The organism is Nocardia goodfellowii, assembly GCF_017875645.1.
GTDB classification, from domain to species: Bacteria; Actinomycetota; Actinomycetes; order Mycobacteriales; family Mycobacteriaceae; genus Nocardia; species Nocardia goodfellowii.
This window is the reverse complement of sequence record NZ_JAGGMR010000001.1, coordinates 2,239,545-2,253,081: the sequence shown is the minus strand read 5'-3', so window position 1 is coordinate 2,253,081 and position 13,537 is coordinate 2,239,545. Positions and strand designations below refer to the sequence as shown.

General features: G+C 68.2%; 13 protein-coding genes and 1 pseudogene. 5 read left to right on the top strand and 9 right to left on the bottom strand.

Going from position 1 to position 13,537, the window contains the following annotated elements; all coding sequences use genetic code 11:
- Window positions 1–91 precede the first annotated feature (91 nt).
- Window positions 92–1,027, bottom strand: coding sequence for a 4-(cytidine 5'-diphospho)-2-C-methyl-D-erythritol kinase (locus tag BJ987_RS09920; RefSeq protein ID WP_209887214.1), 936 nt, complete (start codon window positions 1,025–1,027; stop codon window positions 92–94).
- 38 nt (window positions 1,028–1,065) lie between these two features.
- Entirely contained in the window at window positions 1,066–1,818 is a 753-nt protein-coding gene (locus BJ987_RS09915; protein ID WP_209887211.1) for an SDR family oxidoreductase, read from the bottom strand.
- A gap of 77 nt (window positions 1,819–1,895) precedes the next feature.
- On the opposite strand from BJ987_RS09915, the gene BJ987_RS09910 reads away from it, so the two are divergent.
- The 3 genes from BJ987_RS09910 (at window position 1,896) to BJ987_RS09900 (ending at window position 3,666) form a co-directional block, all read left to right on the top strand.
- Window positions 1,896–2,504 carry a TetR/AcrR family transcriptional regulator gene (locus tag BJ987_RS09910; RefSeq protein WP_209887208.1) on the top strand — a complete coding sequence of 203 codons (609 nt, stop codon included), beginning with the start codon at window positions 1,896–1,898 and terminating at the stop codon, window positions 2,502–2,504.
- A 95-nt stretch (window positions 2,505–2,599) separates the two neighbouring features.
- Window positions 2,600–2,803: a copper ion binding protein gene (locus tag BJ987_RS09905; protein WP_209887205.1), complete on the top strand. Its 204-nt coding sequence runs from the start codon at window positions 2,600–2,602 to the stop codon at window positions 2,801–2,803.
- Complete coding sequence (locus BJ987_RS09900; RefSeq protein WP_209887202.1) at window positions 2,803–3,666, top strand: DUF8832 domain-containing protein; 864 nt, start codon at window positions 2,803–2,805, stop codon at window positions 3,664–3,666. Before BJ987_RS09905 ends, BJ987_RS09900 begins: the two co-directional genes overlap by 1 nt.
- A gap of 75 nt (window positions 3,667–3,741) precedes the next feature.
- On the opposite strand, the gene rsmA is transcribed toward BJ987_RS09900, so the two are convergent.
- The 4 genes from rsmA to BJ987_RS09880 all read right to left on the bottom strand — a co-directional run bounded on the left by rsmA (window position 3,742) and on the right by BJ987_RS09880 (window position 8,079).
- On the bottom strand, window positions 3,742–4,623 hold the full coding sequence (rsmA, locus tag BJ987_RS09895; RefSeq protein ID WP_209887199.1) for a 16S rRNA (adenine(1518)-N(6)/adenine(1519)-N(6))-dimethyltransferase RsmA: 882 nt from the start codon (window positions 4,621–4,623) through the stop codon (window positions 3,742–3,744).
- 56 nt (window positions 4,624–4,679) lie between these two features.
- Window positions 4,680–5,828 (bottom strand): lipase family protein, encoded by a 1,149-nt coding sequence (locus BJ987_RS09890; RefSeq protein WP_209887196.1) that lies wholly within the window; start codon window positions 5,826–5,828, stop codon window positions 4,680–4,682.
- A 119-nt stretch (window positions 5,829–5,947) separates the two neighbouring features.
- Entirely contained in the window at window positions 5,948–7,072 is a 1,125-nt protein-coding gene (locus tag BJ987_RS09885) for a resuscitation-promoting factor (RefSeq protein ID WP_209887193.1), read from the bottom strand.
- 179 nt (window positions 7,073–7,251) lie between these two features.
- Window positions 7,252–8,079: a TatD family hydrolase gene (locus BJ987_RS09880; protein WP_209887190.1), complete on the bottom strand. Its 828-nt coding sequence runs from the start codon at window positions 8,077–8,079 to the stop codon at window positions 7,252–7,254.
- A 65-nt stretch (window positions 8,080–8,144) separates the two neighbouring features.
- Here BJ987_RS09880 and metG point away from each other — a divergent pair.
- A pseudogene (gene metG, locus BJ987_RS09875) lies at window positions 8,145–9,707 on the top strand (methionine--tRNA ligase); the annotation flags it as partial.
- A 10-nt stretch (window positions 9,708–9,717) separates the two neighbouring features.
- Here the strand turns inward: metG and BJ987_RS09870 are convergent.
- Complete coding sequence (locus BJ987_RS09870) at window positions 9,718–10,470, bottom strand: isocitrate lyase/PEP mutase family protein (RefSeq protein ID WP_209887184.1); 753 nt, start codon at window positions 10,468–10,470, stop codon at window positions 9,718–9,720.
- 80 nt (window positions 10,471–10,550) lie between these two features.
- Complete coding sequence (gene rsmI, locus BJ987_RS09865) at window positions 10,551–11,411, bottom strand: 16S rRNA (cytidine(1402)-2'-O)-methyltransferase (protein WP_209887181.1); 861 nt, start codon at window positions 11,409–11,411, stop codon at window positions 10,551–10,553.
- Between the two features lie 155 nt (window positions 11,412–11,566).
- Here rsmI and BJ987_RS09860 point away from each other — a divergent pair, with 155 nt between their 5' ends.
- Window positions 11,567–13,180: a dolichyl-phosphate-mannose--protein mannosyltransferase gene (locus BJ987_RS09860; protein ID WP_209887178.1), complete on the top strand. Its 1,614-nt coding sequence runs from the start codon at window positions 11,567–11,569 to the stop codon at window positions 13,178–13,180.
- Here the strand turns inward: BJ987_RS09860 and BJ987_RS09855 are convergent.
- Window positions 13,177–13,536, bottom strand: a complete 360-nt coding sequence (locus BJ987_RS09855; RefSeq protein ID WP_209898129.1) for a GntR family transcriptional regulator — start codon at window positions 13,534–13,536, stop codon at window positions 13,177–13,179. The two genes, BJ987_RS09860 and BJ987_RS09855, sit on opposite strands and share 4 nt — an antisense overlap.
- Window position 13,537 lies beyond the last annotated feature (1 nt).

Genomic DNA, 13,537 nt, shown 5'->3' with positions numbered 1-13,537 from the left:
GTTGCCCTCGGCAAGGGTACCGAGGCGGCCGGGGACGGCCGGGCTCAGCACCCTCAGCCCGCGTGCGCCGACCAGCCCGATCGCTGCTGGGTCAGCGTTTGACTTGGGTGTCCGGCGGCAGGATGCGCGCCCCCGGGACCGGCCCGCTGGCGGTGCGCACGCTGCGGGCCACGCCCGCGCCGGCGAGTTCCGCGGCGACCGCGACGGCCGCGGATTCGCTCTCGCACAGGAACGCGCACGTCGGCCCGGACCCGGACACCAGCCCGGCCAGCGCACCCGCCGAAACACCGGCCCGCAGCGTCCGCCGGAGCTCCGGCTGCAACGAGACCGCCGCCGCCTGCAAGTCGTTACCCAGCAGGGGCGCGAGCTGTTCCGGGTCGCCGGCGGCCAGTGCCTGCATCAACTGCTCGGGCGGACCGAGGCGGGGCGGCGCACCGATCTCGCGCAACCGATCCAGTTCCGCGAACACCGCCGGCGTGGACAACCCGCCTTTGGCGAAGGCCAGCACCCAGTGAAAAGTGTTGCGGGACAGCACCGGAAGCAGCCGTTCCCCGCGTCCGGTGCCCAGCGCCGTCCCCCCGTGCAGCGCGAACGGCACGTCGCTGCCCAATTCCGCGGCTATCGACATCAATTCATCGCGAGCCAGGCCGATATCCCATAGTTCGTTCAATCCGACCAGGGCGGCGGCGCCGTCCGCGCTGCCGCCGGCCATCCCGCCCGCCACCGGAATGCCCTTGGCGATGGCGATTTCCACCAGCGGCACCCGGCCGGCCAGATGCGCCAGCCGGACCGCCGCCTGCCACACCAGGTTGGTGCGGTCGGTCGGCACGTCGGCCGCGCCCTCGCCGCTCACCTTCACGGTGAGCGCGGCGGCGGGCGAGATGTGCAGGTCGTCGCTGAGCGAAAGCGCCTGGAATACCGTGGTCAGGTCGTGATACCCGTCCTCGCGCAGGTCGCCGACTCCGAGGTGCAAATTCACCTTCGACGGCGCGCGCACGGTGACGGGGCTGGGCACTACTGACAACACGCTGCCCAACTCTAATGGGTAGCGCCGACGACGGGCGGCTACAGCAGCGCGCCGCCGGTGGCGTCGATCCACTGACCCGTGACCCACCGCGAATCGTCCGAGGCCAGGAAGCCGACGATATCGGCGACATCGGCGGGCTGCCCGAGCCGCTGCAGCGGAGACATGCTCGACACCTCGGCCTCGGCTTGCGGGTTGCGCAGCCAGCCCGCGTTCATATCGGTGTCGATTACGCCGGGCGCGACCGCGTTCACGGTGATGCCGCGCGCGCCGAGTTCCTTGGCCAGAACCTGGGTGAACGAATCGATCGCGCCCTTGGTCATGGTGTAGGCGATGAGCTGCGGCATCCGCGCGCCCTGGGTCAGGCCGGTGGAGAGGTTGACGATGCGGCCGCCGTCGCGCAGCCGGTCCAGCCCGAGCTTGGTGACGAAGAACGGCGCCTTGGCGTTGACCGCGAAGACGCGATCGAAGTCGGCCTCCTCGGTGCCGCTCAGCGGCTCCCGGACGCCGTCGATGCCGGCATTGTTCACCAGGATGTCCAGACCGTCGGCGTGTGCGTCGAAGGCGCTCCACAGTGCCGCTGCGTCACCGGGCACGCCGAGCTCGGCACCGATGGCGAAGGCGGATCCACCCGCTTTTTCGATCGCGGCGACGGTTTCCTTGGCCGCCGCCTCGTTACCGTTGTAGTGCACGGCGATTCGCGCGCCGTCGCGCCCCAGCCGTTCCGCGACGGCGCGCCCGATACCGCGGCTGCCGCCGGTGACCAGAGCCGTCTTGCCTGTCAGTGCACCCATGACGAGTTCCTTTCTATAACGATCACTACAAAACGGACGTTAGCACATTATCTAGTGAGCGTTATAAAATGGTCGGCATGGCCACGCCGACCCGGGGACGACCCCGCTCCTTCGACCGGGAAGAGGCGCTGGACAAGGCCATCCGGCTGTTCTGGACCCGCGGCTACGAAGCCACCTCGATCGGCGACCTGACCGCGGAGCTCGGCATCGGCGCGCCCAGCCTCTACGCCGCCTTCGGCGACAAGGCGAAACTGTTCGCCGAAGTGGTGCGGGCCTTCGGAGCGCGGTACGGCGGCTTCATCCCCCGCGCGCTCGAGCAAGAACCGACCGCGACCGCGGCGGTCCGGCGCATGCTGCGCGAAGCCGCGGTGGAATACACCCGGCCCGAGTGCCCGCACGGCTGCCTGGTGATGAGCGCGGGATCGAACACGACGAGCACAGAGGTCGCGGATATGCTGCGCGGCCTGCGCAATCGGAACATCGATCTGTTCACCGACCACATACAGGCCGATATCGACGCCGGGCTGTTACCGGCCGACGCGGATGCGAAGGCACTGGCCCGCTACATCGGCACGGTCCTGCAAGGCATGTCGCAGGCCGCGCGCGATGGGGCGACCCAGGCCGAGCTGGCGACGGTCGCCGATATGGCGATGGCGAGCTGGCCATCTTGGTCCACCGCGCCTTGAGCGAACGCTTGCGCTAGATACCCCCTAGGGGTACTTTGATAGCCAGCGGGCGATAATCCTGGCTCGTACGATCGAGAAAACGAAGGAGTCGGACGATGGCTACCAGCACCTACACCGTCAAGGGCATGACCTGCGGGCACTGCGTCAGCGCGGTCAAGTCGGAGATCGGCAAGATCGACGGCGTGACCAGCGTCGACGTCGACCTGGCCACCGGCGCCGTGCGCGTAGACAGCGCCGCGCCCGTCACCGACTCCGAGATCACCGCCGCCGTCGACGAGGCGGGCTACGAGGTCGCCTGATGCGGGATCAGCTGAGACTGGTCGCGATCGGCGGGGTGCTCGTCGTCCTGTTCGCCGTGGCGCTCGGGATCGGCGCCCTGGTGGGCGATCCGGGCGACGCGGCGGACACCGGCGGGGCGGGCGCGACCGGACTCAGCGACAGCGAGTCCGGTTACACCCTGGCCGACCTGACCGCCCCGGCCGAGCCGAATCAGCCCGGGTCGCTGCGCTTCCGGATCATCGGGCCGGACGGCACGCCGGTGACCCGATTCACCGTTCAGCACGAGAAACAACTGCATCTGATCGTGGTCCGCACCGACCTCACCCAGTACCGGCACGCGCACCCGGCAATGGATGCCACCGGCACCTGGTCGATCGATTGGACCTGGGACCAGCCCGGCGACTATCGCGTCTTCGCCGACTTCGTCCCCGAGGCGGCGGGGCGTGATCTCGTTCTCGGCAAGTCCGTCACCGTGGCCGGAACGCAGGCAGCGCAACCACTTCCGCCGCCGGCCCGGACCAGCACCGTGGACGGCTACCAGGTGACGCTGACCGGCGAACAGAGCACCGCGGGCAGCGAACTGCGCTTCACCGTCACCCGGGACGGCAAACCCGTCACCGACCTCCAGCCCTACCTGGGCGCCTACGCCCACCTCGTCGCGTTGCGCGCCGGCGATCTCGCCTATCTCCACACCCACCCCTTGGGCGAGCTCGGCAAGACGCCACCAGGTCCGGAGGTCGTCTTCCACACCACCGCACCCAGCGCCGGCGACTACCGCCTGTATCTCGACTTCTCCCACGGCGATTCGGTGCACACCGCCGAATTCACCGCCACCGCAACGGATTCCACGTCCCCCGGCGGCCACTCCGGCCACCACAACTGACGGGTCTTCCGAAACCTCCGCCCGAGAGAGCATTCGCTCAGCCGGTCATGTTCGCGGCGGTCATGTTCGCGGCGGTCAGGCTTGGGCGGCCAGCCGGACGTAGGCGGCGGTGTCGAGGGTTTCACCGCGCGCGGTGGGATCGATCCCCGCGGCGACCAGGCGGCGCTCCGCTTCGGCCGGGGAGCCGGCCCAGGAGGCGAGGGCGGCGCGCAGGGTCTTGCGGCGCTGGGCGAACGCGGCGTCGACGACTTCGAAGACGCGGCGTCGATGCGTTTCGTCGATGGGCCAGGGAGACTCGGCATAGCGTTCGATGCGGACCAGGCCCGATTCGACGCGGGGAACCGGCCAGAAGACCTGCGTGCCGACATGACCCGCGCGACGCACCCGGCCGAAGAAACCCGCCTTCACGCTGGGCACGCCGTAGATGCGGCCACCGGGTTCGGCGGCCAGCCGGTCCGCGACCTCGGCCTGCACCATCACCAACGAGGTTGTGATGGTGGGCAATTCGGCGAGCAGGTGCAACAGGACCGGAACCGCCACGTTGTAGGGCAGGTTCGCCACCAACGCGGTCGGCAGGGCGGGCAGTTCGGCGGCGGTGACGCGCATCGCGTCGGCCTGGACCACCCGCAAGCGGTCGGCCAGCGCGGGCGCGCGATCGGCGACGGTCACCGGAAGATGCTCGGCGAGCACCGGATCGATCTCGACCGCGACCACCGAATCGACCACGTCGAGCAGCGCCAAGGTCAGCGAACCGAGCCCCGGACCCACCTCGAGAACGACGTCGTCACGACCCACCCCGGCCGCCGAGACGATCCGCCGGACCGTGTTCGCGTCGTGCACGAAATTTTGTCCGAGCTGCTTGGTCGGCCGGACGCCGAACCGCTCGGCCAGCGTGCGCACCTCGGCGGGACCCAGCAGTGCGGCGCTCCCACGAGCGGAAACATCAGATTCGGACACCGGTAGAACCTACCAACCGGGGCAAATCGCAGATCAGGACCGCACCGTTTGCGCGGCTACGCCGGGGTGGCCTTGATCCGCGCCAGGAATCCGTCGATGCCCGCGAGCATGGCCGGGTTCAGCTCACAGTGCTGACCGGTGCCGGTGATGGCGTCGAAGCCGACGCCATTGGCGGCGAGCTGGGCGGCCAACGCGCCGTGCAACGGGGACGGCACGGTCTGGTCGGTGACGTTGATCAGCAACAGGATCGGGGCGTCGTAGCCGCTGGTGGGCACGGTCAGGTAGTCGTTGATCGCGGCGCGGATGCGGGCGTCGGACAGCGGACGGGCCATCAGTTCACCGACGCCGAGACCGCGCACCCGGGCGTAGATATCGCCGAAGCACTGGCTGCTGACGTCGTCGAGCACCGATTTGCCCAGCGGGGTGAGATAGCTGTCCACATCCACGTCGGGACGTGCCTGGCGCAGGCCGGCGAGGATGGCGACGTAGAAACCGAGCGCGCCGTCGGTGCCCTCGATCCGCGGGATCGCGGGCCCGGCGAGGGGCAGCACCTTCTCCACATCCGATTCCGGGTCGACGGCGATGGTGCCGCGGAAATCCAGGTCCGGAGCGTAAGTGGCTTGCAGGTGGCCGGTGCCGAGCGCGGCTTGGCCGCCCTGCGAGAAGCCGATGACACCCCAGGTCCGGGACAGTTCCGGGTGGGTGGCGCGGGCGGCGCGCAGCAGATCGAGGGTGGCGGTGGCTTCGGTGCGCTGTTCCAGATAGGGGTGCGCGCCGGTGTCGAAGTTGCCGAGGCCGAGGTAGTCCGGAGCGACGACGGCGAAACCCTGGTTCACCATGCGCTGGATGATCGCGTCTTCCCGGGTGCCGCGCGGATTGGACTGACCGCCGCAGCCGGGGCCGAGCCCGCTGGTGCCGTGGTCGTAGGCCATGATCGGCCAGCCGCCCGGCGGGGGTGTGCCCGGGGGAATGATGAGCGCGCCGCTGGCGGGTTGGGCGGAGCCGTCGGATCCGGTCATCCAATAGTCGACCACCTTGCCGACCGCACCGTCGGGCATACCGCGCCAGCCGCTGGGCTTGGCCGTTACCGAGATCACCGAGCCGGGCGTATCCGCGTGCGCGGGAGCCACATTCACCAGCAACGCGGAACTGGCCGACAACGCGGCGACCGCGACCGCACGTTTCCAACCCGGAACCTTCAGCATCCGAAACCTCTCTGCACACGACCGATGGACGAAATCTGGACGAGCGTACAGTTAGGAATCGGTTATCAACCGGCTACTTAGAGAACCCACAGAGTTTTTCCGCGCGTTCTACGCCACACTCACATGCCGAGACGGCTGGTGCAGGCCGGCCAAGCGCCCCAGCCCTGCCGCGCCCGGGTCACTTCCCCGATCGCGATCTGCTCCTCGCGTGTCGCGAGGTCGGCGCGCGGCGCGTACTTCAGACCGCCTTGTCGTTCCCAGGTGCTCTGGTCGAACTGGAGGCCGCCGTAATACCCATTACCGGTATTGATCGACCAGTTGCCGGTCGCCTCACAGCGGGCCAGCGCGTCCCAGACCGCGCCGTCCTTCACCGGCGGCACCTCGGTGCCCGGCTTGGCGCCCTTGCGCACCGTCTTCGGCTGCGCGGGCACGGTGACATTCGAAGAGAGCGGCTTGCGATCGACCTCTTGACCGTTCACCTTGGTGACCGCGAAGGTGACGTCCTGGACGCCGGGGACGCCCTTGCTCTCCACCACGGTGCGGCTCATGTTCATCGACTCGTCTTCGATGACGTTCTCCGGCGGATCCAGCGGCAGCGTCTCGGTCAGATTCTCCACTCGCTTACGGGTGACCGTGATGCGCAGGCCGTCGCTGAGCGGGGTGTCGGCGGCGGGCTCGACGCTGTCCTGTTCGATCAGCGGAATGCCCGCGGTGGCAAGCGCTTCGCCGATGGTGCGCCCGGCGATGCGCACGTCCACGAAGTCGCCCAGGCCGTCCAGCAGTGACACCGGGCGCGGGCTGGCGACTTGCAGCGTCGCACCCGCCAGCGGCAGCGGTGCGGTGCGGGCCGGTGCGACGAAGCGGTCGCCCGGGATCTTCAGCTGCTCCAGCGCCTCACCCGCGGTGAGCCCGGTGGTCCACACCTTCTGCGGCTTGCCGTCGATGGTGAGGGTGATCTCGCGGGCCCGGTTGTAGACGATGGTGGCGCCGTCGGCGACGGTGGCGGCCAGCCCGGGGCGAACCAGGTCACGGTCGGTGACATCGAAGCCGGCGGCGCGCAGCACACCCGCGACATTGCGCGACATGGTCGCCTGGGTGGAGATGGCTCCGTCGACGATGACCGTGACGTGCTTGCGGTTGATGATCGCCAGCGCGGAACCGACGATCAACGTCATCAGCAACGCCGCGACCGCTGCGTAGAGCAGCGGCGAGCGGGACTGGTTGATCCGCGAGAAGTGATACATGGTCACAGGACGATAACGAGAGGAGTCGGGGCGGACAACCGCAGCACGTGTAACTGCGGCTTTTGATATCACGATCAAATCTCGGAGGCGCAGGTAAATCACGAAACGTGGACCGAATAGTGATCTATGCCACAATTCGCGAATCAAGTCCCCTGATCGGGGTACTCACGCCCGTCCCGCTAGATCCCGTAGATCCGGCGCGCGTTGGCCGTGCTGATCTTCGCGAGTTCCACCGGATCCTGTTCGCGCAGGTCAGCCAATGCGCGCACGGTGTAGGGCAGGCAGTACGACTCGTTCGGCGCACCGCGGAACGGATGCGGAGTCAGATACGGGGCGTCGGTCTCCACCAGGATCGCCTCGTCCGGCACCACATTGGCGGCCTCCCGCAATTCGTGAGCATTCTTGAAACTGACCGTGCCGGAGAAACTCAGCACATAGCCCTCGGCCACGCACGACAACGCCATATTGGTGTCGGACGAGAAGCAGTGGAAGATCACCTTTTCCGGCGCACCTTCGTCCAGCAGGACCGCCAGCAAATCGTGATCGGCCTCGCGATTGTGGATCATCAGCGGTTTGCGCAGCCGCTTGGCGAGATCGATGTGCCACCGGAAACCCTCGATCTGGGTTTCGATATCCGCGCAACCGTCGAGCTTGCCGGGCCAGTAATAGTCGAGGCCGGTCTCCCCGATCGCGACCACGCGGGGGTCGGCGGCGAGCCGCTCAAGTTCGGCTTTCGCGGACTCGTCGAGCGCGTTGGCGCGGGTCGGGTGCAGCGCGACGGCGGCGTACACCCGGGAATCCCAGTTCGCGGCCTGAACCGCCCACTGCGCGGCCTTCAGGTCGTCGGCGACGGTCACGATGGTGCCGACGCCCACCGACGCGGCGCGCTCGACGATCACCTTCGTCGACGCGGCGTCGGTCGCGCCACAGGCGTCGAGGTGGGTGTGCGCGTCGACGAGCGGCGCGAGCGGTTCCGGCAAATCCGGTGCGGGGCGGTTGCTACTCATGCCTGCGCCTCGGCGACGGGGATATTCAAGTGAGGGTCGAATAGCACGCGCATTACAGTAGACACACCATGAGCGAAGCTGACCGCCCCGCCTTCTACGTCACCACGGCCATCGCCTACCCGAACGGTGCGCCGCACATCGGGCACGCCTACGAGTACATCTCCGCGGACGCGATCGCCCGATTCAAGCGGCTCGACGGGTACGACGTCTTCTTCATGACGGGTACCGACGAGCACGGCCAGAAGATGCAGCAGGCCGCGGTCGCCGAGGGCGTGCCCGTCGAAGAGCTGGCGGCGCGCAACTCCGATGTGTTCGAAGCCATGGACAAGACGCTCGACGTCTCGCTGGACCGGTTCATCCGCACCACCGACGAGGACCACCAGGTCGCGTCCGTGGAGATCTGGAATCGGATGCTCGCCAACGGCGATATCTACCTGGGCAATTACTCCGGCTGGTATTCGGTGCGCGACGAAGCGTTCTACACCGACGAGGAGACCACGCTGCTCGAAGACGGCAGCCGCATCTCCACCGAAACCAAGACGCCGGTGGAATGGACCGAGGAATCGAACTTCTTCTTCCGGCTCTCGGCCTACCAGGACAAGCTGCTCGCGCTCTACGAGGAGCACCCCGAATTCATCGCGCCCGCGACGGCTCGCAACGAAATGGCGAGCTACGTGAAGGCGGGCCTGAAGGATCTGTCGATCTCGCGCACCACCTTCGACTGGGGCGTGCCGGTGCCCGGGCACCCCGACCACGTGATGTACGTGTGGGTCGACGCGCTGACCAACTACCTCACCGGCGTCGGCTTCCCAGAGACGGATTCGGCCGCGTTCCAACGGTTCTGGCCCGCCGATCTGCACATCATCGGCAAGGACATCACCCGATTCCACACGGTGTACTGGCCGGCGTTCCTGATGTCAGCGGGCATCGAACTGCCGAAACGCGTGTTCGTGCACGGGTTTTTGTACAACAAGGGCGAGAAGATGTCGAAGTCGGTCGGCAATGTCGTCGACCCGCTGGAATTGGTCGCCGAGTACGGCCTCGACGCGGTGCGCTTCTTCCTGCTCCGGGAGATCTCCTACGGCCAGGACGGCAGCTACAGCCACGAGGCCATCGTCTCGCGCATCAACGCCGATTTGGCCAACGAGTTCGGCAACCTGGTGCAGCGCAGCCTCACCATGGTGAACAAGAACTGCGACGCCGAGGTGCCGACCCCGGGCGAATTCACCGCCGAGGACAGCGCCCTGCTGGACCAGGCGAACGCGCTGCTGGCGAAGGTGCGCGCCGAATTCGACGCCCAGCAGATGCATTTGGCGCTGGAGGCCATCTGGAAGGTACTGGCCGAGACCAACCGGTACTTCTCCGCCCAGGCCCCCTGGGCGCTGCGCAAGTCGGGCACCCCGGAGGATCTGGCGCGCATGGCCACCGTCCTCTACGTCACCCTCGAGGTCGTCCGCATCGTCGCGATCCTGGTCCAGCCGGTCGTCCCCGGCTCCGCCGCCAAGATCCTCGACCTGCTCGCCCAACAGGGCCGCACCTTCGCCGACATCGCCGCCCCGCTGGTCCCCGGCGTGCCCCTGCCCACGCCGGAGCCGGTCTACCCGCGCTACGTCGAGCCGAAAGAGTAAGCGGCCGCCCTCACTTCCAGTCGTCCAGGAGCCGATTGGCCTCCTCGGCGAGAGCTGCTTGGAGGTAGGGGCCGAAGCTGATGCGGGCGACGCCGTGCTCGGCGAAATAGGGCTTGGCGGGTTTGCCCGGGAGGCCGATCGCGTTGACGGGCAAGGGGAGTTCGGTGGTCAGGCGTCGGAGATCCGCGCTGGAATGGCGGCCGACCGGGTAGAGCACGTCGGCGCCCGCTTCGGCGGCGAGCTTCAGGCGGGCGATGGCGCGGTCGACCCGGTCGGCTTCCGCGCCGTCCTGGCGCAGGAACAGGTCGGTGCGGGCGTTGACGACCACATGGACGCTCGCGGCGTCGGCGTAGCGGCGCAGGTCGTTGACGAAGGTCGCGTGTTCTTCGGCGCCGCGGAGGCGGCCGCCCTCGCTGTGCACGGTGTCCTCGATATTCAGTCCGATCGCGCCCGCCTCCAGCAGACCGTCGACGAGTTGCGCCGGCTCCAGCCCGTAGCCGGATTCGATGTCGAGCGAGATCGGGACGTCCACCGCCTCGGTGATCTGCCGAACCCGGGTCAGCGACTCCGTGAAGGTCATTCCCTCGGCGTCCGGGCGGCCGATCGACTCGGCGAGCGGGTGACTACCGATCGTCAACGCCGAAAAGCCGGCGGCGACAGCGAGTTCCGCCGACCACGCGTCCCATACGGTCGGCAGCACCACCGGGTCCCCGGGACGATGCAGCGCGAGAAACGCCTTGGCCTTGCTTTCGAGAGTGGTCATCTACCGATCATCCCCGCCCGCCACGCGTAACGGCCAGGACCGGCCGGGAAACACTGGTATGAAATGTCGCGGGCCGGGCGTCAGTCCGCGCCGTCGCGGCGCGCGGCCAGCACCGCGTCGTACAGTTCGCGGCGGGATACGTTGTACTCACTTGCGATTCGAGCGCAGGCGTCCTTCAAGCCGGTGCCCTCGGCGGTCAGGGATTCCACCTCGTCCACCAGATCGGCGGGGTCCGCGGATTTCGGCTGGGCGCCTTCGAGAACGACGGTGATCTCACCGCGTACGCCCGTCGTCGCCCAGGCGGCGAGTTCGGCGAGGGTGCCGCGTTTGACCTCCTCGTAGGTCTTGGTGAGTTCCCGGCAGACGGCGGCACGGCGCTCGGGCCCGAGCACTTCGACCGCGTCGGCAAGGCAGTCGGCGAGGCGATGCGGGGCTTCGAAGAAGACGCAGGCACGCGACTCGGTGGCCAAGCTACGCAACCACTCCCGACGCTGACCGCCCTTGCGGGGCGGGAAACCGTCGAAGCAGAAGCGCTCCACCGGCAGACCGGACAGCGCCAGCGCGGTGGTCACCGCGGACGGGCCGGGCAGGCAGGTCACCGGCAGATCCCGTTCCACACAGGCCGCGACCAGCCGGTACCCGGGATCACTCACCGAGGGCATGCCGGCGTCGGTGACCAGCAGCACCGTGCGTCCGGCCTCGATGTCGGCCAGCAGCGCCGGAATTCGCGCCGCCTCCACATGGTCGTAGAAGCTCACCACCCGGCCGGTGATCTCCACCGCGAGCGACTTCGCCAGCGTCTTGGTCCGCCGGGTGTCCTCCGCCGCCACGACATCGGCCGACCCCAGCGCATCCCGCAACCGCTGCGAGGCGTCCCCGATGTCCCCCATCGGCGTCGCCGCCAGCACCAGCCGGCCCACTGCCGTCGCGTCCTCCGTCACCGCACTCCCGTCTGAACTGTTCGCCCGGCCAGCGCCGGATCGGACCCGAGCCTAGTTGCCCGGACGCCGGTGGAACTGCCAGGTAGTTGTGATTCACGGCGGCGGCGCGGTTGCCGGTGCGCGACCTTGTCCGCCGGACCGCATAACATCGGAGCGTGACCCAGGTGACCTCCCGCGCGACCGCACCGTTCGGGACCGTGCCCTCGTGGTCGAGTCCCGCACCGCTGCGACCGTCGCCGGATTTCGGGCCGGCCGATACCGTGCGGGGCTGGCTGGTCACGGCGTTCCTGACGGTGCTCGCGGCGGTTACGCGGTTCACCATGCTGAACTATCCGACCGACGCGGGGACGCCCGTCTTCGACGAGAAGCACTACGCGCCGCAGGCCTGGCAGATGCTGACCGGCGGCGGAGTGGAGGACAACCCCGGGTACGGGCTGGTGGTGCATCCGCCGGTCGGTAAGCAGATGATCGCCATCGGCGAATGGATGTTCGGGTACAACGGCTGGGGCTGGCGGTTCACCGCGGCGCTCGCCGGAACGGTCCTGGTACTGCTGATCATTCGGATCGTGCGGCGGCTGGCCCGGTCCACGCTGATCGGCGCGATCGCGGGCATTCTGGCCATCGCCGACGGCGTGCTGTTCGTGTCCTCGCGCATCGGCATGCTCGACATCTTCATGGCGCTGTTCGTGACCGCGGCGTTCGGCTGTCTCGTCGTCGAACGCGACGACGTGCGCCGCCGCATCGCGCTGGTGGACGCGCAGGGCCGCATCGGGGCGAGCGAGTGGGGCCCGCGACTAGGTGTGCGCTGGTGGCGTTTCGGCGCGGGCGTGCTGCTCGGATTGGCTTGCGGTACCAAGTGGTCGGGTGTGTATTTCATCGTCGCGTTCGGCTTGCTGAGTGTGCTCTTCGATGTGGCGGCGCGGCGGGCCTACGGCGTGCGGCGGCCGTGGGCCGGCACGATACTGCGCGATGTGGGGCCCGCGCTGTACGCGCTGGTGCTGATTCCGATCGGCGTGTATCTCGCGACCTACTGGGGCTGGTTCGCCAGTGAGGACGGGGTGTACCGGTATGCGGTGGGCAATCAGATCGGCACCGGGGGGCCTTGGGCTTTCCTGCCCGACGCGCTGCGCTCACTGTGGTTCTACAGCGGCGAGTCCCTGAATTTCCATTCGACTCTGACCAATTCGGCGGGCAATCATCATCCGTGGGAATCCAAGCCGTGGACCTGGCCGATGGGCCTGCGGCCGATGCTCTACTACTACGCCGACACCAATGTGACCGGTTGCGGTGCGTCCCAGTGCGTCAAGGCCGTGATGCTGATCGGCACACCCGCTATCTGGTGGATCGCGTTCCCGGTGCTCGGCTGGATGGCGTGGTGCGGCGTGGTGCGGCGGGACTGGCGCTACGCCGCCGTGCTCACGGGTTACGGTGCGGCGCTGCTGCCCTGGTTCCTCACCCTGGATCGGCAGATGTACTACTTCTACGCGGTCGCGCTGGCGCCGTTCCTGATGATGGGCGTCGCGCTGGTACTCGGCGACATTCTCGGTTCGGCACGGGGTTTCGTGCTGCCCGGAGCGGGCTCCTGGTTCCCGCGCACGCAGGCGGGCACTTTCCTGCCGAACGAGCGGCGCAGTCTCGGCTTGCTCACGATCTGCCTGTATCTGGGCGTGGTGATCGCGAACTTCATCTGGTTGTGGCCGATTCTGACCGCACTGCCGATCACCCAGAGCAACTGGCACGACCACTTGTGGCTGCCGAGCTGGCGTTAGGCTTCGAGCGCCGATCTGATGTAGCGCAAGGCGGTTTCGTCGTCCACGCCCAAGCGACGGATGGCGGCGACATACTCCGTGGCCGCGCGTCCGGCGGCGTCCCGGGTGGGATCGCCGGAGGAGGCGATGAACGAGCCCTGCCGGCCCCGGGTTTCCAGCACCCCGTCCGCCTCCAGCTCGCGATACGCGCGGGCCACCGTGTTCGGCGCCAGTCCGAGCTCCGCGGCCAGCGCCCGCACCGTCGGGATCTTCGTGCCCGCGGTCAACTCCCCCGAGCGCACCTGGGCCAGGACGCCCAGCCGCAACTGCTCGTACGGGGGAACCGATGAATCGTGATCGATGGTAAGGGCGAACATG